This is a genomic window from Mesorhizobium sp. 2RAF21, assembly GCF_052115345.1.
Classification (GTDB): Bacteria; Pseudomonadota; Alphaproteobacteria; order Rhizobiales; family Rhizobiaceae; genus Mesorhizobium; species Mesorhizobium terrae.
Window position 1 is genome coordinate 147,488 of sequence record NZ_JBFRGM010000002.1, and the last position, 19,462, is coordinate 166,949.

Annotated in this window: 19 protein-coding genes; 3 read left to right on the forward strand and 16 right to left on the reverse strand. The window is 62.7% G+C overall.

The features are described 5' to 3' along the window. Positions 1–37 precede the first annotated feature (37 nt). From ppaT to AB4136_RS03645, 6 genes are all read right to left on the reverse strand, one after another. The gene (gene ppaT / locus AB4136_RS03620; RefSeq protein WP_024924961.1) at positions 38–1,216 is read right to left on the reverse strand and encodes a pyridoxamine--pyruvate transaminase; all 1,179 of its coding nucleotides are present in this window, start codon (positions 1,214–1,216) and stop codon (positions 38–40) included. Positions 1,217–1,242: 26 nt separating this feature from the next. Next, the gene (pldA, locus tag AB4136_RS03625; RefSeq protein ID WP_024924962.1) at positions 1,243–2,049 is read right to left on the reverse strand and encodes a 4-pyridoxolactonase; all 807 of its coding nucleotides are present in this window, start codon (positions 2,047–2,049) and stop codon (positions 1,243–1,245) included. Positions 2,050–2,096: 47 nt separating this feature from the next. Beyond that, positions 2,097–3,032, reverse strand: coding sequence for a putative B6 ABC transporter permease subunit 1 (locus tag AB4136_RS03630; protein ID WP_024924963.1), 936 nt, complete (start codon positions 3,030–3,032; stop codon positions 2,097–2,099). Between the two features lie 3 nt (positions 3,033–3,035). After that, positions 3,036–4,133, reverse strand: a complete 1,098-nt coding sequence (locus tag AB4136_RS03635) for a putative B6 ABC transporter permease subunit 2 (protein WP_024924964.1) — start codon at positions 4,131–4,133, stop codon at positions 3,036–3,038. Then, on the reverse strand, positions 4,130–5,698 hold the full coding sequence (locus AB4136_RS03640) for a putative B6 ABC transporter ATP-binding protein (RefSeq protein WP_137901086.1): 1,569 nt from the start codon (positions 5,696–5,698) through the stop codon (positions 4,130–4,132). The genes AB4136_RS03635 and AB4136_RS03640 overlap by 4 nt, the downstream gene beginning before the upstream one ends. Positions 5,699–5,776: 78 nt before the next feature. Next, a complete protein-coding gene (locus tag AB4136_RS03645) occupies positions 5,777–6,805 on the reverse strand; it encodes a putative B6 ABC transporter substrate-binding protein (protein ID WP_024924966.1) in 1,029 nt (342 codons plus the stop codon). 97 nt (positions 6,806–6,902) lie between these two features. Between AB4136_RS03645 and AB4136_RS03650 the strand changes: the two genes are divergently transcribed. Continuing rightward, positions 6,903–7,328 carry a hypothetical protein gene (locus tag AB4136_RS03650; protein ID WP_024924967.1) on the forward strand — a complete coding sequence of 142 codons (426 nt, stop codon included), beginning with the start codon at positions 6,903–6,905 and terminating at the stop codon, positions 7,326–7,328. Between the two features lie 34 nt (positions 7,329–7,362). Here the strand turns inward: AB4136_RS03650 and AB4136_RS03655 are convergent, their stop codons facing one another. From AB4136_RS03655 to AB4136_RS03700, 10 genes are all read right to left on the reverse strand, one after another. After that, entirely contained in the window at positions 7,363–8,373 is a 1,011-nt protein-coding gene (locus AB4136_RS03655; RefSeq protein ID WP_024924968.1) for an ABC transporter substrate-binding protein, read from the reverse strand. Positions 8,374–8,409: 36 nt separating this feature from the next. Further along, positions 8,410–9,225 (reverse strand): ABC transporter permease, encoded by an 816-nt coding sequence (locus AB4136_RS03660; RefSeq protein ID WP_024924969.1) that lies wholly within the window; start codon positions 9,223–9,225, stop codon positions 8,410–8,412. After that, entirely contained in the window at positions 9,222–10,052 is an 831-nt protein-coding gene (locus AB4136_RS03665; protein ID WP_024924970.1) for an ABC transporter ATP-binding protein, read from the reverse strand. Before AB4136_RS03665 ends, AB4136_RS03660 begins: the two co-directional genes overlap by 4 nt. 73 nt (positions 10,053–10,125) lie before the next feature. Further along, on the reverse strand, positions 10,126–11,055 hold the full coding sequence (gene fhmpcd1, locus AB4136_RS03670) for a 5-formyl-3-hydroxy-2-methylpyridine 4-carboxylate 5-dehydrogenase (RefSeq protein ID WP_024924971.1): 930 nt from the start codon (positions 11,053–11,055) through the stop codon (positions 10,126–10,128). After that, on the reverse strand, positions 11,055–12,689 hold the full coding sequence (locus AB4136_RS03675; protein WP_024924972.1) for a GMC family oxidoreductase: 1,635 nt from the start codon (positions 12,687–12,689) through the stop codon (positions 11,055–11,057). Before AB4136_RS03675 ends, fhmpcd1 begins: the two co-directional genes overlap by 1 nt. 110 nt (positions 12,690–12,799) lie before the next feature. Continuing rightward, positions 12,800–13,522, reverse strand: a complete 723-nt coding sequence (locus AB4136_RS03680) for a class II aldolase/adducin family protein (RefSeq protein WP_024924973.1) — start codon at positions 13,520–13,522, stop codon at positions 12,800–12,802. Positions 13,523–13,594: 72 nt separating this feature from the next. Continuing rightward, a complete protein-coding gene (locus tag AB4136_RS03685) occupies positions 13,595–14,050 on the reverse strand; it encodes a YbhB/YbcL family Raf kinase inhibitor-like protein (RefSeq protein WP_024924974.1) in 456 nt (151 codons plus the stop codon). A gap of 31 nt (positions 14,051–14,081) precedes the next feature. Beyond that, entirely contained in the window at positions 14,082–14,672 is a 591-nt protein-coding gene (locus tag AB4136_RS03690; protein ID WP_024924975.1) for an amino acid synthesis family protein, read from the reverse strand. Positions 14,673–14,738: 66 nt separating this feature from the next. Further along, on the reverse strand, positions 14,739–15,878 hold the full coding sequence (locus tag AB4136_RS03695) for an FAD-dependent oxidoreductase (RefSeq protein WP_024924976.1): 1,140 nt from the start codon (positions 15,876–15,878) through the stop codon (positions 14,739–14,741). Positions 15,879–15,922: 44 nt separating this feature from the next. Next, positions 15,923–16,759 (reverse strand): alpha/beta fold hydrolase, encoded by an 837-nt coding sequence (locus AB4136_RS03700; protein ID WP_024924977.1) that lies wholly within the window; start codon positions 16,757–16,759, stop codon positions 15,923–15,925. 181 nt (positions 16,760–16,940) lie between these two features. Here AB4136_RS03700 and AB4136_RS03705 point away from each other — a divergent pair, with 181 nt between their 5' ends. Together AB4136_RS03705 and AB4136_RS03710 are read left to right on the forward strand one after the other, a co-directional pair. After that, positions 16,941–17,612: a GntR family transcriptional regulator gene (locus AB4136_RS03705; protein ID WP_024924978.1), complete on the forward strand. Its 672-nt coding sequence runs from the start codon at positions 16,941–16,943 to the stop codon at positions 17,610–17,612. A 158-nt stretch (positions 17,613–17,770) separates the two neighbouring features. Next, the gene (locus tag AB4136_RS03710) at positions 17,771–19,330 is read left to right on the forward strand and encodes a GMC family oxidoreductase (protein ID WP_024924979.1); all 1,560 of its coding nucleotides are present in this window, start codon (positions 17,771–17,773) and stop codon (positions 19,328–19,330) included. Positions 19,331–19,462 lie beyond the last annotated feature (132 nt).

Here is a 19,462-nt window from a genome sequence, read left to right on the forward strand (position 1 = left end):
AAATCTCTCCCTTAATGCGTAATCCGATGAGGTGTGTTCAGGCGTCGGCGTCGATGACGGCCAGCGCCGCGTCGATGCCCTTGCCGACGGCAAGCTTCTGGCCGGCAGCATTCATCGCGCCACCCAGCGCCGTCAGCGCGGCAATCGCATAGATCGGCTGCGCCGTCGGGCCCATGTGGCCGATGCGCGTCAGCCTGCCCAGCGTTTCGCCGCGCCCCGACGAAAACACCACGCCGTAGCGGGCGCGCGCGGCCTGGCGCAGCGCCTTCTCGTCGACGCCTTCGGGCGTACGCACGGCGGTTGTGGTCGGCGACGCGATCTTTTCGTTGGCGGCCCAGATCGACAGCCCCATGGCGGCGACGCCGGCACGCATGGCCTTTGCCGTCAGCGCGTGACGCGCCCACACCGCTTCTGGTCCTTCGCTGAGATAGAGGTCGAGCGCCACGTCGAGCCCGTTGATCTCCGAGACCGATGGCGTGAACGGGAACGGGCTTTCGCGCGACCAGGCGTTTTCCCAGTCGACGATGCTCAGCATCGATGCGCGCGGTGCTGCCTCATTGGCCTTCATCTTGGCCCAGGCGCGCTCACTCACCCCCATTATGGTCAAGCCGGGAGGGGCTCCCAGGCATTTGTTGGGGCCGGTGACATAGATGTCGGCGTTGCAATCCTCCGGATGCGTTTTCATGCCGCCGAAGGACGAGACGGCATCGACGATCAGATAGCCGCCATGAGCCGACACCAGCGCGCCGATGGCATCGATCGGATTGATGGTGCCCGACGGCGTATCGTGATGGCAGATCGAAACGATGGTGATTTCGGGATGCTTCTTCAGCATTTCGGCGACCGCCTGCGGGTCGATCGCCTCGTTGTAGGGCACTTCGATTTCGAGCAGGTTGGGCGAATAGCGTTTTGCCCAGTAGCCGAAGCCCTTGCCGTAAACGCCCGAGGCGAGGTTCAGCACGACGTCGTCGGGCGTGATCAGCGATGCCGCAGCAGCTTCCAGGCCGAGAACCGGCTCGCCGTGTAGGATGACCGGCTTGTTCGGCAGACGCATCGCTTTCTGCGCCTTATCGACGACCTTCTCGTAGAAGAGCTGGAACGCCGGATCGTAGTCGTAGAGCACCGTGCGGCCGAGGCCGCGCAGCACTTGTGCATAGGCGTCCACCGGCCCCGCGGTCAGGGTGATGACCGGATCGGCATGATCGGAATAGCGCATGGTCTTGGTCTCCAGAATGGCGGCGGTCAGCCGTAGAACTGCGTGCCGGTTTTGTAGGTTTTGAAGTTGTCCATGTCGTGCGAGTACATCAGCTCGGCGCCGTGATCCTCGGCCAGCTTCTGCACTTTGCGCATCGAATTGACACCCGCGACCGGGTCGATATGGAAGGCCGCCTGGCAGAGCGTTTCGAGGCTCTTCTGCGTATAGGCGGCGTCAATCGTGAACATGATCGGCTTGCGCCTGGGGAACTCGACCAGCAGGCTGTAGTGGCCGATCGAATGGCCGGGCGTCGAGATCAGCTTGACACCCTTGGCGAGCTCAATGTCGCCGTCGATGCCCTCGAAGGTCGAGTTGGCGCGCGTCGTGCCTTCCAGCAATTGCGAGGTCGCGCCGCGCGCCTCTGCCGCCTCTGCCGAGAAGCTCAGATCCGAGTAGCCGAGATGCTCGAAGGGCTGCGGATTGCAAGCCTGCGGCACCTCCGAACGGTGGCAGATCTTCTTGGCATGCGGAAAATATTTGTTGCCGCCGCAATGGTCGAAGTGGAAGTGCGAGTTGACGACGACGTCGATGTCCTTCGGCTCAAGCCCGAGAAGTGCCAGCGCGCCGGGAATGGTCTGGTGCTTTTCCTGGATCGGCTTCTCGAAGGGCAGCACCTTCATGACGTGATCGTAGTCATAGCCGGTGTCGATGAGGAAACGGCCCTCGGCATGCTCGATCAGGATAGAATAGACCGGAAAGCGGACTTCGCCGCCCGGGCCGCGATTCCAGAACACGTGATAGCCGTCGAGGACGAGCGAGCCGCCGTCGAGCAGGTAAACCTTGGTATCCGACATTCTTGCCTCCTGTTTTGGCGCGGGTCCCATCCGCGCATCCGTTGTTGTCAGCGCGCGCCGCGCTCGTAGGGAATACCAAGCGCGGCCGGCAGGCTGGCCCGCCGTCCGAACAGCACCAGCATGATCATCACCGCCAGGAACGGCAGCATCTGGATGATGTCGGTCGGTATGTTGATGCCCGCCACCTGCATGGCGGTGGTCAAAGACAAACAGACGCCGAACAGAAGAGCGCCGAACAGCACCCAGATCGGCCGGCCACGCGCAAGCATGGCCAGCACGATGCCGAGGAAGCCGGCGCCGTTGGTGATGAACGGAATGAACAGACCTGCCCCGACATTGGCGAGATAGGCGCCGCCGAGCCCTGCCAACGCGCCGGTTGACAGCACGGCGATGGTGCGGGTTCGGATGACATCGATGCCGGCGACGTCGAGCGCGGCCGGCTTGTCGCCGGCGGCCTGCAAATTGAGGCCGAGCTGCGTGCGCCGGTAGAGGTAGCCCATGCCGAACACCAGCGCGACCGCCAGATAGACGATCAGATGATGCTTGAAGAAGGCCGGCCCGATTACCGGAATGTCCGACAGCAGCGGGATGACGGTGGCGTTCGGCGCCGGCAGGCGCGGGTAGCTGCGCGAGAACTGGAAGTGATGGAGAAGCGCCGTCAGGCCTTCGAGGCCTAGTGTCAGCGCGATGCCGATGACGATCTGGTTCAGTCCGATGCGCACGCACAGGAGTGCCATGATCAACGCCACCGCAACGCCGCCGGCGATGCCGGTGAGGAAACCCAGCCACAAAGAACCGGAATAGAAGGCGCCGACGAAACCGAGATAGGCGCCGGCCAGCATCATGCCTTCGATGCCGATGTTGAGCACGCCGGCCTTTTCCGACATCTGCTCGCCAAGCCCGGCGAGCAAAAGCGGGATCGCCGCGGTGATCGCGCCAAACAGAAGCGCGCTGAGAAAGACTTCGCTGAAGAGCCCGGTCATGCTTCAGGCCTTTCTCGACTGGTTGTAGCGGTGGTCGACATATTCGGCGAGTGCGAGCACGATCAGCACGATGGAGACCAGCACGAGCGTGAAATGATTGGGCACGCCAAGGCGCCGCGCCGCGCTCTCGCCGCCGATCGACAGCACCGAAAGCAGGAACACGAAGCCAATTGCGGCGAAGCCGTTCATGCGGGCGAGGAACACGGCGGGGATGACCGCCAGCCCATAGGCGGGGTTCCAGTCGGCGCGGACATTGCCCTGCACGCCGATGATGTCGACAGCGCCGGCAAGGCCCGCGAGCCCGGCTGAAATGGCGAAGACGGCGATGGTCAGGCCGGGCACGGCCAAGCCGGCATGGATAGCCGCGCGCGGATTGGCTCCGACGATCCTCAATTTCAGTCCGAATGCCGTCCTGGTCATCACAAGATGCACGATGATGATCGCCGCCAGACCGAACAGCAGTCCGCTGGTGACGGTCGTATCGAGCAGGCGCGGCAGCCTGTCTTCCACCGGCAAGGTGCGAGTCTGCGGCACGGTCGTGCCGGGATCGCGGAACACCAGCTTGACCAGCACATTGGCGAGCGAGGTGCCGAGGAACGTCATCATCAGCGTGGTGATGATCTCGTTGACGCCCTGATAGGCGCGCAGCAGCGCCGGCACCAGCGACCAGATCATGGCGGCAACCGTGGCGACGACGAATGCGCAGAACAATGCCAGCCAGGCCGGCATGATCTGCACGAACACGGGGGCACAAGCCGCCGCCGTGACCGCGCCGAGCAGGAACTGGCCGTCGCCACCGAGGTTCCACATGCCAGCGCGAAAAGCCACGATCAGGCCGGCGGCAAGGAACAGAAGCGGCGCCATGCGCGTCAGCGTTTGCTGGATGCCGAGCGGCGAGAACAGCCCTTTCTCCAGCACGTAGCCATAATAGGCGAGTGGATCGACGCCGACGGCAAGCAGGATGCAGCCGGCGATGACGAGAGCGGCGAGGATCGGGCCAAGTGTCATGACCAGCCTGCGCAGGATGTCGCGGCGCGTGGCGACGCTGCTGGCGGCATCGAGTGCGGTGGCGCTGACGGTGGGGGCGGTGTCGATGCTCATGCGGCTAGTCCGATCATCAGGCGGCCGACCTTGGTACGGGCATCGTCGGCATTCGCGACCGTGCCGACCAGCGATCCGTTGGCCATGACGGCGATGCGGTTGCACATGCTGAGCAACTCCTCGAGATCGGTGGAGATCAGCAGCACGGCGATACCGCGCGCGGCGGTCTCGCGGATGCGTTGCCGCGATGCCAGCGTGTTGGCGAGGTCGAGCCCGTAGGTGGGCTTATTGAAGATCACCACCTTCGCGCCTTCGGCCAGTTCACGGGCCAAAAGTACCTTCTGGATGTTGCCTCCCGAGAGCCGCGCAACGGGCGTCTTCAGGCTTGGCGTGCGCACATCGTATTCGCGCGTGAGCTCAGCGGCGCGCCTGTCGATCTCGGCGCGCTGTTCGACGCCGTTGCGCCAGAACGGCGCTGCGCCGACCTGCTTGAGGAAGAAGTTGATCGAGACCGGGAAAGTGCCGACCGTGCCTTCGCCCAGCCGATCGTCCGTCAGGTAGCGAAGACCGAGCTGGCTGCGTTCGCCGACGCTCAGCGCCTCGATCGCGATCCCCTCGAGCCGTACCGAACCGCTGTTCGCCGCGCGCTGGCCAGACAATGCCTCCGCCAGTTGTTTCTGGCCGTTGCCATCGATGCCGGCGATACCAAGTATCTCGCCCGGACGAATGTCGAAGGAGATCGACGACAGGCTGGGCGCGTTGTCGGTGGAAGCTACCTCCAGATCGGTGACCTGAAGCAGTGGAGCGGCTTCGGCGTGGACGACGTGAACGGGAAGCTCGGCCGCTTCCGGATCGTCCTTTTGCTTGCCGAACATCAACTCCACGATCTCGGAGATGATCTCCTGTTCGCCGAGCGCGCGAAAACGCTCGGGTGGAATCTCACCGACCTTGCGGCCGAGCTTCAGCACCGAGATGCGGTCACCGAAAGCGGCCGCTTCCTTGAGCTTGTGGGTGATGAAGACGATCGCCAGACCTTGCCCAACGAGGCGGCGCATCAGCGCGCCAAGTTCGTCAATGCCCTTCGGCGTCAGCATCGAGGTGGATTCGTCGAGGATCAGCACCCGGCTGTTGCGCACCATGGCGCGCAGGATCTCGACCTGCTGCTGCTCGCCGAGCGAAAGCTCCGAAACCTTGGCATGCAACTTCACCACGATGCCGAGGCTTTCGGTGATCTCGGCGACGCGTGCCTCAAGCTCCTCGGTCCTGGGGCGCTGCCACCGGGGGCCGCCGAGCAACAGGTTTTCAGCCACGGTCAGCGTCGGCACCAGCATCATGTGCTGGAAGACCGTTCCGATACCGAGCGCCAGTGCCCGGCGCGGCGAGGTGATCGGCGTCGGCTTGCCGTCAACCAGAATGCGTCCTTCATCCGGCTGCTGCAGGCCGGACAGCATGCCGATCAAGGTGGATTTTCCCGCCCCGTTCTCGCCGAGTAGCACATGCACTTCGCCCGGCCGGATCGACAGGTCGATGCTGTCATTGGCAACGATGCCGGGAAAGCGTTTGGTCACGCCTTCGAGTGCGACGATGTCGCGCCTGTCAACGGGCGATGAAGAAGGATTGCTCATGAAAGCCCAGCACTGAAAAAGGGGAAGCGTCCGAAGGGGCGACCCGACCGCCCCTTCGGCAACTGACTTTTGATCGCCTTACTTGGCGACGCTTGTCATCAACGCCCTGACGGCGGCCGCGTCATAGACCGGCTCGACCTTGATCTTGCCGGAGATGACGTCCTCGCGCACCGCCTGGATCTCGGACCAGACCTTGTCCGGGATGGCGGCCGTCTTCAGCAGTTTCACGGAATCGTCCTTGAGGCCGATGCCGTAATGCTTGGTGCCGAAAGTGTCGGCCTTGAGATCGGCGATCATCGCGGCGTAGACCGGCTCGATGTTCCACACCACCGACGACAGCAGGAAGCCCTTGTCGATCGGCGACTTGTCACCGATGACGTCGATGAAATAGACCTTGCCGCCATCCGCGGCCTTGGTCGTCTCGACCGCCTGCAGCATGCCGAAACTCGAACCGTTGCCCTGGCCGAAAATGATATCGGCGCCCGAGGCGATGACGCTTTCGGCGACGCGCTTGCCGCCTGCCGCATCGCTGTAGGCGGCTGGCCCGATCACCGCATAGGTGATCTTGACGTCCTTGCTCTCCGCCTTCACGCCCTGCGCGAAAGCCGCCGACTGCGAGTTCCATGACGGAGGTTCGCCGGAGACCACGATGCCGACCGACTTCGAGCGCGACATCTTGGCGGCGAGACGACCGGCGAGATAGGCACCTTCGTGACCGCTCAGCGTGTAGTCGGCGACGAGGCCTTTCTCCAACCCGTTCGGCGTGTCCACGATCGCCACCGGAACCTTCGTTTCCTTGGCGATTTCAGGCGCCGAGGTGTTGTAGCCGCTGGCGTGCGCGATCAGCAGGCTGGCGCCGTCGGAAGCGAGTTCCCGCAGCGTCGGACGAACGTCGCCATAGCCGAGGCCCTGGGCGACGACCACTTCGATGCCGGCTGCCTTGCCGGCCGCCTTGGCAGCGTCGATGCCTTGCTGGTTCCAGCCATAGTCCGTGCCTTCTTCAGGCGTCAGGATGGCGATCGACTTGACTTCTCCGGCGAACGCGCCGCCGAGCAAGACGCCGCTCAGTATAATTGCACTTACACTGCTTTTAAGGAGCTTTATCATGTTACCCTCTTTTGTTGATTTTCGATCATTATTCTTATTGTTATTGCGCGTTTGCGAGATAGACTGCCTGATCAAATAAGTATGGAGCTCAGGCAAAGTGAAAATCGGTTATGTCCTCCCGGTGGTTTTGGCGTTTACATCGCTCGCCAATGCGGTTGAGTTGCACCAGGTGATCGTCCGCATCGGCACCGATGGGCTCGACATGGTGCCGTTAACGATTTCGAACTCCGGCAAGGACGGCCTGTCCTGCAATGCCGACTTCGCCCACTGGTATTCGGGCGGGGTCGCGACGGTCGAACCGGGCAAGAGCGCCCACGTCGAACTCTGGTTCGATCCTAAGACCGGCACCTTCACCATCCTCAATGACAAGCGCGAAAACCTGCCGGTCGAGCGCCTCTGGTGTGGGCTGTCGGGCCGCGCATACGCGACCCGCGTGCAAATCGCGCTTGACCGCACTGATGTAGCCAAGGGCATGCGCGCCGTGTCCTGCGGCATGGAGCAGGGCAGCCTGGCGTGCCGGTAGGCGCTCATCGATCCACGCCCCTTGAGCACCGCGCCTATTCCTTGGCCAGGAATTTGTCGGTGAAGACATCGTCCGCCGACAGCGCTGTCTTGAGCACGCCCTGATCGGTGAGCGTCTTCAGGGTTTCCTCCCATTGCGCCTTCGCCATCCAGCCGAGACCGTGTTCCTTGGTTTCGGGGCTGGTGAACGTCGAGGCGATGTCGGCGTTGATCTGTGCCAGCAGCACGGCCTTCTTGTCCGCGTAGCCGGGTGCCGCCTTGGCCGTGATCTCGGCGGCCTCTTCCGGATGGGCAACGACATAGTCGAAGGCTTCCCGGTAGGCCTTGACGAAGCGGCGCACGACATCGGGCTTGTCCTTGATCATCTTCTCCGAGGTGAACAGGCCGGAGCCGTAAGCCTTCCAGCCATGGTCGGCGCCCATCATGATGCTGAGCGAACCCGGACCGCCTGCCTTGGCTTCCAGTTCGGGAACCTCCGCATCGACATAGCCGACCACAGTCTGGACCCGCCCCAGGAGCAGGTAGCTTTCATAGGGCGGCGACACGCTGTTCAGCGTCATGTCCTTCTCGGTCAGACCGTTGGCGGCCAGAAAGCCCTTGAAGAAGATGTAGGTCGACCCGGCTGGATGAATGCCGATGGTGAGGCCCTTGAGATCGGCCGGCTTGGTGAGCTTCACCGTCTTGGCGAGCGAGATGATCGCCAGCGGCGAATGCTGGTTGACGGCTGCCACCGCCACGACCGGGACATTCTGCGACCGGGCGACGGTGAGCGTGGGAAGATCGCCGAAGCCGAAATCCGCGTTCTCATTGCCGACCAGCCGCATGGCGTCTGGCGAACCAGAACCCTTGCGGATATCGGCCAGGTCGATGTCGTTCTTGGCGAAGAAGCCTTTTTCCTTGCCCACGAAGAACATGGCGTGGTTGCCGCGCACCACCCAGTCGAGCTGGACATTGACCTTGTCCGCCGCCTGCGCCGCGCCGGAGAAGCCAAGCGCACCGGCAAACGCCACAAGCGTGGCTGCTTTGATAAAAGAGCGTCTTAGCATTGTTCGATCCTTCCCTGACTTTGACTGCCCAGAAACCTAGGCGTGGCTGAATTTGGGTGCCCATGGCACCACGATGCGTTCGAGAATCTCGGCCGCGTAATAGAAGGCGATGCCGAGCACGGAGACGAGCAGCAGCGCCGCGAAGACCAATGGGGTGTCGAGCTGGGTCGAGGCGAACTGGATGACGTAGCCCAGCCCATCCGAGGCGCCGGCGAATTCACCGACGATGGCGCCGATGACGCTCAGCGTGGCCGCGATCTTGGTTCCCGCCATCAGGTTCGGCAGCGAGTGTGGAACCCGGATCTTGAACAGGATCTGCGTGCGGCTAGCGCCAACCGAATTCATCAACGACAGCAGCGAGCGGTCCACCGACTGCAAGCCCGCCAGCATCGACAACGTCACCGGGAAGAAGGCGATGACCAGGATCAGGCCGATCTTGGGTGCGAGCCCATAGCCGAACCACAGAATGAAGATCGGTGCCAGCGCCACCTTGGGCACGTTCTGGAACAGCACCACCAGGGGATAGAGCGCCCGGCCGAGCCAGTCGAAACGCACGATGACGAGCGCAATGGCAACGCCGACGACGACCGAGACAACAAAGCCGAGCAGGATCTCGGCCGCCGTCACCAGCGTGGCCTGCATCAGCGTTCCCCATTGCGCGACCAGCGATTGTGCGATCTGCGATGGGGCCGGAATGATGAAGGTCGATATGGCAAAGATCCGCACCGCGGCTTCCCAGGCCACGATCGTGACTAACAGCAGAATGACCGACGGCAGCCAGCTGCTTGTCGCGGCGGCGAAACTGGAGGTCAGCCGAGGCTCGGAAACACTGCTGATGGGTTGCTCGCTCACGACGCGTCTCCCGGTTGATGGCTGGCGCGCAGCATCGTGCGAAGCTGGACCACCAACCTGACGAATTCCGGGTCTTCCGTTACCGCCAGGTCGCGCGGATAGGGCAGGCCGATATCGATGCTGCCGGTGATCCGACCGGGCTTGATGCCCAGGGCGTGCACATGGCGCGAGAGGTGAATGGCCTCGTCGATCGAATGGGTCACGAGCACGATCGTCTTGCCGGTGCGCTGCCAGATCTCCAGCAGCGACTGGCCCATCGAGTCGCGGGTGATGGCGTCGAGCGCGCCGAAGGGCTCGTCCATCAAAAGCACGGCTGGGTCGAGCGCCAGGGCCCGAGCGATGGCCACCCGCTGCCGCATGCCACCCGACAATTCGTTCGGACGCTTGTGGGCGGAATCGCCAAGCCCCACCAGTTCCAGCATCTCCTGGCCGCGTGCCCGAAGCTCGGCGCGCGAAAGCGATTTGTCGGCGATGCCGAGCAGCATGGACGCATTGTCGACGGCGTTCTTCCACGGCAACAGGTTGGCGTCCTGGAAGACAACGCCGATCATGCGCTTGCGCGCCGCCTCGACCGGCGAAAGCCCGGCGATCGAAACGCTACCGCTTGTCGGCTCCACCAGCCCGGCCAGCACCTTGAGCAAGGTGCTCTTGCCGCAACCGGAAGGGCCGATCAGCGAGACGAACGATCCCTTCGGCACCGAAAGATCGATGTTCTGGAGCACCAGCTGCCGGGCGTAGACCACGGACACGCCCTTGACGGCGATAAGGTCGTCATGGCGGAAGTGAGCCGGCCTGTCGCCGGCGGCCCGGATCGTGTCAATGCGCATGGCTTGTACCTCCTCGCGCCGCCGCGTGATCCCCGATCCTGCCTGTTCCCTGCTGCGTGTTGTGAGCCATCGGCTACTCCCGGCCTTCCAGGATGCGCCGCACCGCGACGAGCTTGCGCGCCCGGTCGGCTTGCAGGGCCTTTGTCTGCTCTGGCGTGTAGGAGAACATGCCTTCGCCCGACTTGATGCCGAGCTTCGAAGCGCCGGTTTTCTCCAGCACCATCGGCGCCACGTCGTCGCGATTGGAAAGGTCGGCGTTCAGGAAGGACGAGACGGATTTGTAGATATCCAGCCCCGCCATATCGAGCAGCGCCATCGGACCGACGACGGCGATCTTGTAGCCGATGCCCCAGGAGACGCAGGTGTCGAGATCTTCCGGTTCGATGACGCCGCGTTCGACGAGGTCGACCGCCTCGCGCAACAGCGCGTAGAGTACGCGGTTCTCGACGAAGCCCGGAACGTCTTTCTTCACCACCACCGGCAGCAGGCCGATCGAGCGGATCAGGTCGCGGATCGTCGCCACGGTCTGCGGCGCCGTCTTCTCGCCGGCGATGACCTCGATCATCGGGATGATGTGCGGCGGGTTCGACCAATGCATCCCCACCATGCGCTCTGGATGCGAGATATGCGCCTGTAGTTGGGTGATCGGAATGCCCGAGGTGTCCGATGCAACGATCGTGTCCGATGCGATCAGGCCGTCGATGGCGCGATAGACATCGGCCTTGACCACAATGTTTTCGGGAACGTTTTCGATGATAAGGTCGGCGCCTGAGACTGCCTCGCCGAGATCGTCGGTGAACCGAACCGTTCCAACGCCTGCCGGCGGCGGCGCGATGCCCAGGGCGTCGAGAACGCCCTCCGCAGTGCCCAGCATGGCGCGTGCGCGCTCGATCGCTGCCGGGGCCACATCATAGGCGGTCACCTGAAGGTCGCCTCTGGCGAGCCGGGCGGCCATGCCTGGTCCCATAGTACCCAGACCGATGATGGCGATACGCTGGATCATCACGCTGCCCTGCTTTCCGTTGTTGCTTTTGATGCCGCGATGAGGTCCGCGGCTTTCTCGGCAATCATGATGACCGCCGCATTGATGTTTCCGCAGACCAGGTCGGGCATGACGGAGGCGTCCACCACGCGAAGGCCGCTGACGCCGCGAAGACGCAGTTCGGGGTCGACCACCGAGGCTGCGTCGGCGCCCATCCGGCAAGTGCCGGCCGGATGATGCACGGTGATGGAGGTCTTGCGGATGTGCTCGTCGATCTCGTCGTCGCTCTGGCACTTGGGACCGGGGAAGAACTCCGCCTCGATGAAGGGCTGCATGGAGGGCTGGGCCGCAAGGTCCCTTGCCACCCGGAAGCCGGCGCGCAGCGATTGCCAGTCCTTCGGCGAGGCGAGGAAGTTCTGGTGGATCAGCGGCGCGGCGGAAGGGTCGGCCGAGGCCAGCTTCACCGTCCCCCGGCTCTCTGGCTGCGTCGCCACGATCCGCGTCGCGAAACCATCGGCGAACGGCGCTTTGAACGGCTTGAAATACGGCCAAGCGGCGAGCGGAGCCGCCGTGAACAGCAGTTGGACGTCCGGCAGCGGCCGCTCGGGACCGCTTTTCAGGAATGCAACGACCCCGCCGGGCACATCTGCCGAAAAGCCTTGGCCGGTGAGATAGGTCTTGGCGAAATCCAGCCCGATCCGGTCCGCGCGCATGTTGCGCAGGAACGGACCCGGTGTCTTGCGCCGGTACATCAGAATGACCGAGACGTGATCCTGCAGGTTCTTGCCGACTGCCGGCAGATTGACCCGTGTCTGGATACCATGCGCCGCCAGCTCGTCCGGTGCCCCGATGCCAGACAGCATCAACAGTTGCGGCGTGTTGATCACGCCGCCCGAGAGCAGGACTTCCCTGCGGGCGACGACCGTCCGTTCGCGGCCCTGATGATTGATCGTCACCCCGGCGGCACGCGTGCCTTCGAGGACGATCTTCGTCGCCATCGCTCCGGTCAGCACGGTCAGATTCGGCCGCTTCATGGCCGGCCTCAGATAGGCGGAAGCAGTCGAGCTGCGTCGACCTTTCGAGATGGTCATCTGGAGGCGGCCGAAACCTTCCTGCCGCTCGCCATTGTAGTCGTCGGTCTGGGCATAGCCTGCCTGCACACTGGCTTGCGCAAAGGCGTCGATCAGCGTGTCCTTGTAGCGGCAGAACTGGGTGTTGAGCGGGCCTGAGCCACCACGAAAGCGGTCCTCGCCACCTTCCCAACGTTCCTGCTTCCGGAAATATGGCAGGACTTTATCGTATGACCAGTCGCTGAGCCCGCTAGAAGCCCATCGGTCGTAGTCGCCTCTATTGCCACGCACATAGGCCATGGCGTTGGTCGACGACGACCCGCCAATGACCTTGCCGCGCGCGCACTCAACCCTGCGTCCGCCGACATTGTCCTCCGGTTCGCAGAAATACATCCAGTCATGGCGGCGCTCGGTCAAGATCTTGCCCCATCCAAGCGGGATGTGGATCATCGGGTCGCGATCCCAGCCGCCGGCCTCGAGCAGCAACACCGAACATCGCGGGTCGGTGCTCAACCGGTCGGCGAGCACGCAACCGGCCGATCCGGCCCCAACGATAACGTAATCGTAGCTTTCCGCGTGCGGCATGGTTTCATTGCCTTCGCCCGACGCCATGGCGTCAGAGAATTATTGAGGTTGGGCTGGAAGCCTTGGCAGAGACCAAGCTTTTCCAGGTAGTGCTCAAAAGCCCGTGGACGCTAGCCCAGGCCCGCTTGCCTGAGGCGCTCCGACCAGTGATCCCATCCTCGATCGATCTGGGCGCCGACCAGGTTTCCCGCTGCCTTGATCTCGCCCGGCGACAGATACTTGATCGTGCCGATCCGCAGGCCGGCGGTCTGTGCCGCGGCCTCTTGCTCGAGATAGAAAGCCCGGAACACCACCTGCCGGACAGAAGTGCCGACATTGACGACGCCGTGCCGCGCCATCAGGACCACGGGCCGGTCGCTGAGGCTTTCGGCGATATCCCGGCAGACGCTCGGGCTGCCCCCGAAAAGATCCGTGGCGTCACCTTGCTTGTCGCGAATTTCGTAGACCGGAACTCTCTCGCCGAGAAATGCACCCATATGGGTCACCGGACGCAGCGGCTGATCCGTGAAGCAATAGGGCAAGACGGCCGGGGAATGGCTGTGGAGCACGCACTGAACGTCCGGCCGCGCCTTGTAGATCTCGCTGTGGATATAGCGCTCCAGATAGGACGGCCGATTGTCCGAGGTCTCGCCGTCGAGATTGAAACGCTGGATGTCGGCTGTCGTTATCAGGCTCGGAGCAAGTTTCTGAGCTAGGAAGAAACTTTCAGGATCCTCTGGGTCACGGGCACTGATGTGCCCGAACGTGTCCAGAATGCCTTCGTTCAACAGGATCTTCGTCGCTGTAACCAGTTCCTCGAAAACCTTCCGGCGAGCGGGACTGCTGTCTTTCATATCCAAATTCTCCCATTAAGCGGCGGTCTCGATCTTTCTTCTTGTTTTTGACCGCCGAGACCGCGCCGTTCATTAATTTTGGTAGATGCCGACGATCCGGTTTTGCTCGATGATGTTTCCGGCATATTTCTGGAGGAATTCCTCCCGGCTGGGCATCCCTTCGACCTTCGTGTCCAGGGCATAGACCCAGAAGTAGTAATGGTGCGGGCCATGGCCAGCGGGCGGCTGCGGCCCGTAGTAGAACGCGTTGCCGGCGCCGTTGGGTGCCACACGGAACTTTTCCTGCACGTTCGAAAGATCGGTGGTCGACGGATCGATGCCGTAGACGACCCAATGCGTGAAACCGTTGGGCAAGGGGGCGTCCGGATCGTGGCAGATGACCGCAAGTTCTTTCGCGCCCGCCGGGACGCCGCTGACGGTCAGCCTCGGCAACACGTTGCCCTTGTCGCCGGCATGCTCGTCGCGCAATTTCCCGAGTGGCTGGAAATCCGCCGAGGTAATCTTGAGGTCCTTGATGTTCAGGGGCATAAAAATTGTCCTTTAAGCAATATCGATCGAGCTAGACGGCGGTCTCGAGGTCGGCGACGGTTTTGCCCCCGACACGCTGATGCACGCGCGGACCCGATGCGACGGCGACGCAGATCAGAAGCTCATCGGGGCGCGGACCATCCGGCACCGAAAAGGTGACGGCGTCGTAGTGGGAGCGGATGTAGAGCTCATCCTTGTGGGCGAGCGGAATATCGATGGCCGTGCCGGCGGAACCGACCTTGCTGACCGACGATATCCAGGCTTCGCCGCCGCCGACCTGCTCGCGCAGGGGATTTCCGAACACTGTGGTGATGCACGCCACGACGTGTTCCTGCTCACCCGCCGTGCCTGCGATACCGCCCTTGCCATAGCTCTCGACCTTGCGGCCGCCGAGCAACGCGGCCGCTCGTTCGCCGAGCGCATGGCCGATGACGGGGCTCGGGTCCGTCAGATCGGACAACTGAGCAACAAATTTGCCGGCAAAAGGATTGCGGATGACAACCCCCACCACGGCCTTGACGAGAACATCGCCCGGCTCTCCGCCGTCATGCCGGATCTCGTGGACGGTGGAATACCAGCCCCGCACCTCGTAGTGTTTTTCAACTTCTACCGAATAGTTCATTTCCATCTCCTGGGGAGAGCGCAGTTTCCGCCGCGCCAAGTCATTTGTTGATCAGCCTGTCAGGTCCTACTGCGGCCACGAATAGACGCGGCGCAGCGGGTCGTAGCGGGCTGCTTCCAGGGCTGCCGGCGTGAACATGTTCCCCTTCGAGAGCGAGCGGTTCGCCGCATAGTCGCCTGAAAGGGCCTGGCAGCGATCGGTGGTCGGGCGAATGCGTTTCTCCCAATCGAGGAGCGCGTCTTCGACGGAGGAGCCTGTCTCCAGGTCTTGCGACAAGCTGAAGGCATTGACCATCGCGCAACCGGCGCCCTGGGCAAGAGCCGGGCACATTGCATGCGCGGCGTCTCCCACAAGAGCGACCTTGCCTCTTGTCCAGCTGTCCAGCTTGGTGGTCTCGTATTTGTCGTAGCGGGCGGTTTTCAGCTTCGCCGCCTCGATCAGGCACGGCTCCAGGAAGGGGAACATCTCAACCCAGACTTCGAGGTCGATCGGGACCGCTGATCCGCGCGGATCGGCGGCCGGAGCCATGAGGCCCAGATAGAGCTCGTTCTCATTGCAGGGCGAGTAGAGGATACGTTGGACGCGCGGCCAGAAATTCCACATGTCGATGGTGTTGTCCCATTCGCCATGACCGAGTTCCTTCTTCTTGCGAGGAACAATCAGTCGGATCAGACCATCTTTCGAAACCCATCGATCCTGCTTGAAGCCGATGGAGTCCCGGACCTTGGAGCCAACGCCGTCGGCGCCGACGATCAGGTCTGCTTCGAGAACTTCGCCGGTCTGAAGGGTCAGGCGGCCTTGCGGATCGGCGGCGACCGCTTCGGAGTTGGCTCGTATGTCGACACCCACGGCGCGGGCGCGCTTGACCAACGCATCATGCAAATGGCTCCGGGTCATGATGCGCCAGGGAAGACCGTTGAACGTCTCCTTGGAAACCGACTTGTTGTGCATCCAGGTTTCGTAGGTCGGCGGTGTGTGCGAGCCCTGGAGAACATCATCCAGGGCGCCCAGTCCCTCGAGTACGCGAAGGCCATTGTGCCAGAGATAGATGCCCGCGCCGAAGGCCCTGAGTTCCGAGCTCTTTTCGTGCAGCCTGACATCCCAGCCGTTCTGCCTCAGAGCGATGGCAGCCGTCAGGCCGGCAAAGCCGCCGCCGGCGACCTCGGCACGACGAGCCTTTCCCGGAGTTTTGTTTACATTGGCCATTTTCTATCCTGATCCTGCGTACAAGAAGACGGCTTATTCGGCCGTCAGGCATCGATGAAATTGGTGATGGCTTTCAGGGTGATCTCGGGAGACACCTCATTGACGTAGTGGTCGGCGCCCGGGACGACGACGACCGGCAGATCGGGCCGCAGCCGACTTGTCTTCGCCAGCGCGGCCGCCGACACCAGCTTGCTGAGTTCGCCACGAACGATAAGGACAGGCTTTTTCACTTCCCGATAGGCCGGAGTCAGGTCTGCCCGCAGGCCCTTGGCGGTCTGAGCCATGGCCGGGGGCGACGCCAATGGGCGCAATCCGCCATCGACCGCATGATAGCCGCTTTTGGCCCTAATCTTGATCGCCTCGACGGGGACGTTCGGGTAGCGACCGGCAAGATAAGCTTCGACGGCAGCGACATCTTTGAAAAGCTGGTTTCCGGCGTTCACCCGGGCTTCCAACGCATCCAGTGCCTCGGTCTCGATATAGGGCGTGAAATCGATTGCGATGACCGACCGCACCAGATCGGGATATCTCGCTGCGGCCGTGACGGAATTTCTCGCGCCGAGCGAATGACCGACGAGGATGGCAGGACCCCGGTCGAGCGTGCGGATCAGGCTGGCGATATCGTCCGCGTAGTCATTGGCCTCGTAGCCGCTTTCCGGCTTGTCGCTGAGGCCGTGCCCCCTCTGGTCAACCGCCATGGTCGTGAAGCGATCCGAGAGCCGCGCCATCAGGGGCGTGAAAACGGCGGAGTTGGACGTGATGCCATGGAAGAACAGCAGCGACGGGCCGCTGCCTGTCTCGCGTACATTCAAAACGATGCGACCCGTATCGATACGTCGCAAGCCTGGCTGGTCGGAAGGTGTGTCTGCCGCCATGTTTATAACCCTTTTTGTTGCGGCCCGTCTCAGGCAAGAGGATCATATTAGCAAAGACCCGTCAACAAGATTGTCTGACATTCTTGCAATCTTGAGAATTGACAATCTGACCGCTCCTGCTGTCCAATATTGATGGCGTCGCATATGATGCGCCGGACTGTGACCTGGAGCCGATGAGTCGTAACCAATGCCGCCAGATCTGAATTTGCGGATTTCGCCACGAACGGTTCAGCAGGAGACCGTCGACAAGTTGCGGCTCGCCATCCTGTCCGGTCTGTTCCAGCCGGGAAGCCGCCTTGTCGAAAGCCAGCTGTGCGCGCAGCTCGGCATCAGCCGCCCCTCGCTAAGAGAGGCATTGCGGAGTCTCGAGGCCGAACGCCTGATTGAGATCGTACCCAATCGCGGGCCGTCGGTGCCAGCGCTTTCGTGGGAAGAGGCAACCGCCATCTACGAGGTTCGAGAGCTTTTGGAAGTCGAGGCGGCGGGACGATGCGCGTCACGAATTCCAGCGGAACAGCTGCGTGAACTCGAGAAGTCCCTTTCCGCATTCGAGGAGGCGGCAGCCAGCCATGACAGCCTGGCGCAGGTTGCGACCGCCGCGGACTTCTATTCGATCATACTGGCGAACTGCGGCAATCCCATCCTAGAGGAAGTCCATCGTGGCCTGGTGGCCAGGATCAGCTTCTTCCGGGGACGGTCGATGTCCCTTGAGGGCAGAGCACAAAGCAGCCTGGCGGAGATGAGGGAGATATATGAATCCATCGCCGCCGGCGATGAGAAGGCCGCTCGCAAAGCTTCGAAGAAACACCTTCTGAAGGCAAAGGCGGCGGCAAAGATATCCATGGATAGTGCGGGCTGAGTTTTACCGGAAGGTGGCACTGCCGTCTGAAGTCTCGAAATCCTTCCTGACGTCGCGGATTGCGTATCCGCTCAACAGAGATCGGCGCGCCGGGGGCTTGCCGTGGCGATGCCGGACATGCCGGCTATCGGAGCCAGCACGCGCAATAGGGAGTGGCAATGACCAACGCGGCTGTTGAGCGCAAACTGTATGCCGATGTCGTCATCGTCGGTGGCGGCTCGGCCGGCGCGTTGTTGGCCGCGCGCTTGAGTGAGGAGCCTGCCCGTCGTGTCCTGCTGATCGAAGCCGGCGAAGAAGCGAAGGACCCGGATATCTGGAACCCTGCCGCTTGGCCGGCGCTTCAGGGCCGCAGCTATGATTGGGATTATCGCACGGAGCCGCAAGCCGGGACTGCGGGCCGGGTACATCATTGGGCGCGCGGGCGGTTGGTCGGCGGCTCGAGCTGCCTGCACGCGATGGGCTATATGCGTGGCCATCCTTCGGATTTTCAGACATGGGTCGACGCGACTGGCGATCGCCGGTGGAGTTGGGACGGACTGCTGTCCGCCTTCCAAGCCGTCGAAGATCACCCTCGCGGAGGCAACGGCCTTTACGGCAAGGGCGGGCCGATGCCCGTACATTTGCCGACGAACGAGATAAGCTCGGTCGCGCGCGCGTTCATCGAAGCCGGCGCTTCACTCGGCCTGCCGCGCCTTGAAGGCCACAACAGCGGACAGATGATTGGCGTCACGCCGAACTCGCTGAACATTCACGACGGGAAGCGGGTAACCGTGGCCGATGCCTGGCTCACGCCGGCTGTTCGAAGCCGCGAAAACCTGACCATCCTGACGGGATCGCTGGTGCGGCGGCTTACCCTGGACGGCAATCAGGTGCGTAGCCTCGAAGTCGTGGGGCGGCAGGGTAGCCCTTTCGAAGTCTCTGCGGATCAGGTGGTGCTGTGCGCCGGGGCGCTGGAAAGTCCGGCCTTGCTGATGCGCTCGGGCATCGGCCCGCACGACATACTCCAGGCCGCCGGCGTTGATTGCTTGATCGACATGCCGGAAATCGGTCGCAACCTTCAGGACCATCTTTTGGGCGCCGGAAATCTCTATGCCGCCCGCAAGCCTGTCCCGCCATCGCGACTGCAACATTCCGAATCGATGGCCTATATGCGCGCCGGCAATTTCACCGCCGGCGGGCAGCCCGAAATCGTCGTCGGTTGCGGCGTTGCGCCGATCGTATCCGAACGCTTCCAGGCGCCTGCCGCCGGCACAGCCTACTCACTGCTGTTCGGCATCACCCATCCGACCAGCCGCGGCAGCCTGCGCATCAGTGGGCCGGAACTCGGCGACCGGTTGATCATCGACCCAGCGTATCTGCAAACTGACCGGGATCGGGCATTGTTTCGCCAGGCTCTAGAAGCGGCAAGAGAGATCGGCCATCGGGACGAACTCGCCGAATGGCGCGAGCACGAACTTCTGCCGACGTCCCTGAACGACGAAGCCGAGATCGACAATTTTATAGCGCGGGCGGTGATCACCCATCATCATCCCTGCGGCACCTTGAGGATGGGCAAGGATACCGATGCCGTCGTCGACGCGGACCTGCTGCTCAAAGCGCTCGACAATCTTTTTGTCGTCGATGCTTCAGTGATGCCCGGTCTCACTGCGGGGCCGATCCACGCCGCCGTTCTGGCAATCGCCGAGACCTTCGCCCGGACGATGAACGCAGGAGGGTGATACGAGGGTGTCTCTCGACTGTCAGGCTGACAGTCTCTGCTGCATGGAAAGACGCTGAAGTCACAGACATCCAGTTTTCGGGCGATCTTTCGGCAACGCTACTCGATCGTCGCTTCGTCAGAGTGCTCAGTG

Bases quoted from the DNA above. Each gene is read 5' to 3' on its own strand.
- ppaT (WP_024924961.1), bottom strand. From the start codon at position 1,216: ATGCGCTATTCCGATCATGCCGATCCGGTCATCACCCTGACCGCGGGG.
- pldA (WP_024924962.1), bottom strand. From the start codon at position 2,049: ATGTCGGATACCAAGGTTTACCTGCTCGACGGCGGCTCGCTCGTCCTC.
- AB4136_RS03630 (WP_024924963.1), bottom strand. From the start codon at position 3,032: ATGACCGGGCTCTTCAGCGAAGTCTTTCTCAGCGCGCTTCTGTTTGGC.
- AB4136_RS03635 (WP_024924964.1), bottom strand. From the start codon at position 4,133: ATGAGCATCGACACCGCCCCCACCGTCAGCGCCACCGCACTCGATGCC.
- AB4136_RS03640 (WP_137901086.1), bottom strand. From the start codon at position 5,698: ATGAGCAATCCTTCTTCATCGCCCGTTGACAGGCGCGACATCGTCGCA.
- AB4136_RS03645 (WP_024924966.1), bottom strand. From the start codon at position 6,805: ATGATAAAGCTCCTTAAAAGCAGTGTAAGTGCAATTATACTGAGCGGC.
- AB4136_RS03655 (WP_024924968.1), bottom strand. From the start codon at position 8,373: ATGCTAAGACGCTCTTTTATCAAAGCAGCCACGCTTGTGGCGTTTGCC.
- AB4136_RS03665 (WP_024924970.1), bottom strand. From the start codon at position 10,052: ATGCGCATTGACACGATCCGGGCCGCCGGCGACAGGCCGGCTCACTTC.
- fhmpcd1 (WP_024924971.1), bottom strand. From the start codon at position 11,055: ATGATCCAGCGTATCGCCATCATCGGTCTGGGTACTATGGGACCAGGC.
- AB4136_RS03675 (WP_024924972.1), bottom strand. From the start codon at position 12,689: ATGCCGCACGCGGAAAGCTACGATTACGTTATCGTTGGGGCCGGATCG.
- AB4136_RS03680 (WP_024924973.1), bottom strand. From the start codon at position 13,522: ATGAAAGACAGCAGTCCCGCTCGCCGGAAGGTTTTCGAGGAACTGGTT.
- AB4136_RS03685 (WP_024924974.1), bottom strand. From the start codon at position 14,050: ATGCCCCTGAACATCAAGGACCTCAAGATTACCTCGGCGGATTTCCAG.
- AB4136_RS03690 (WP_024924975.1), bottom strand. From the start codon at position 14,672: ATGAACTATTCGGTAGAAGTTGAAAAACACTACGAGGTGCGGGGCTGG.
- AB4136_RS03695 (WP_024924976.1), bottom strand. From the start codon at position 15,878: ATGGCCAATGTAAACAAAACTCCGGGAAAGGCTCGTCGTGCCGAGGTC.
- AB4136_RS03705 (WP_024924978.1), top strand. From the start codon at position 16,941: ATGCCGCCAGATCTGAATTTGCGGATTTCGCCACGAACGGTTCAGCAG.
- AB4136_RS03710 (WP_024924979.1), top strand. From the start codon at position 17,771: ATGACCAACGCGGCTGTTGAGCGCAAACTGTATGCCGATGTCGTCATC.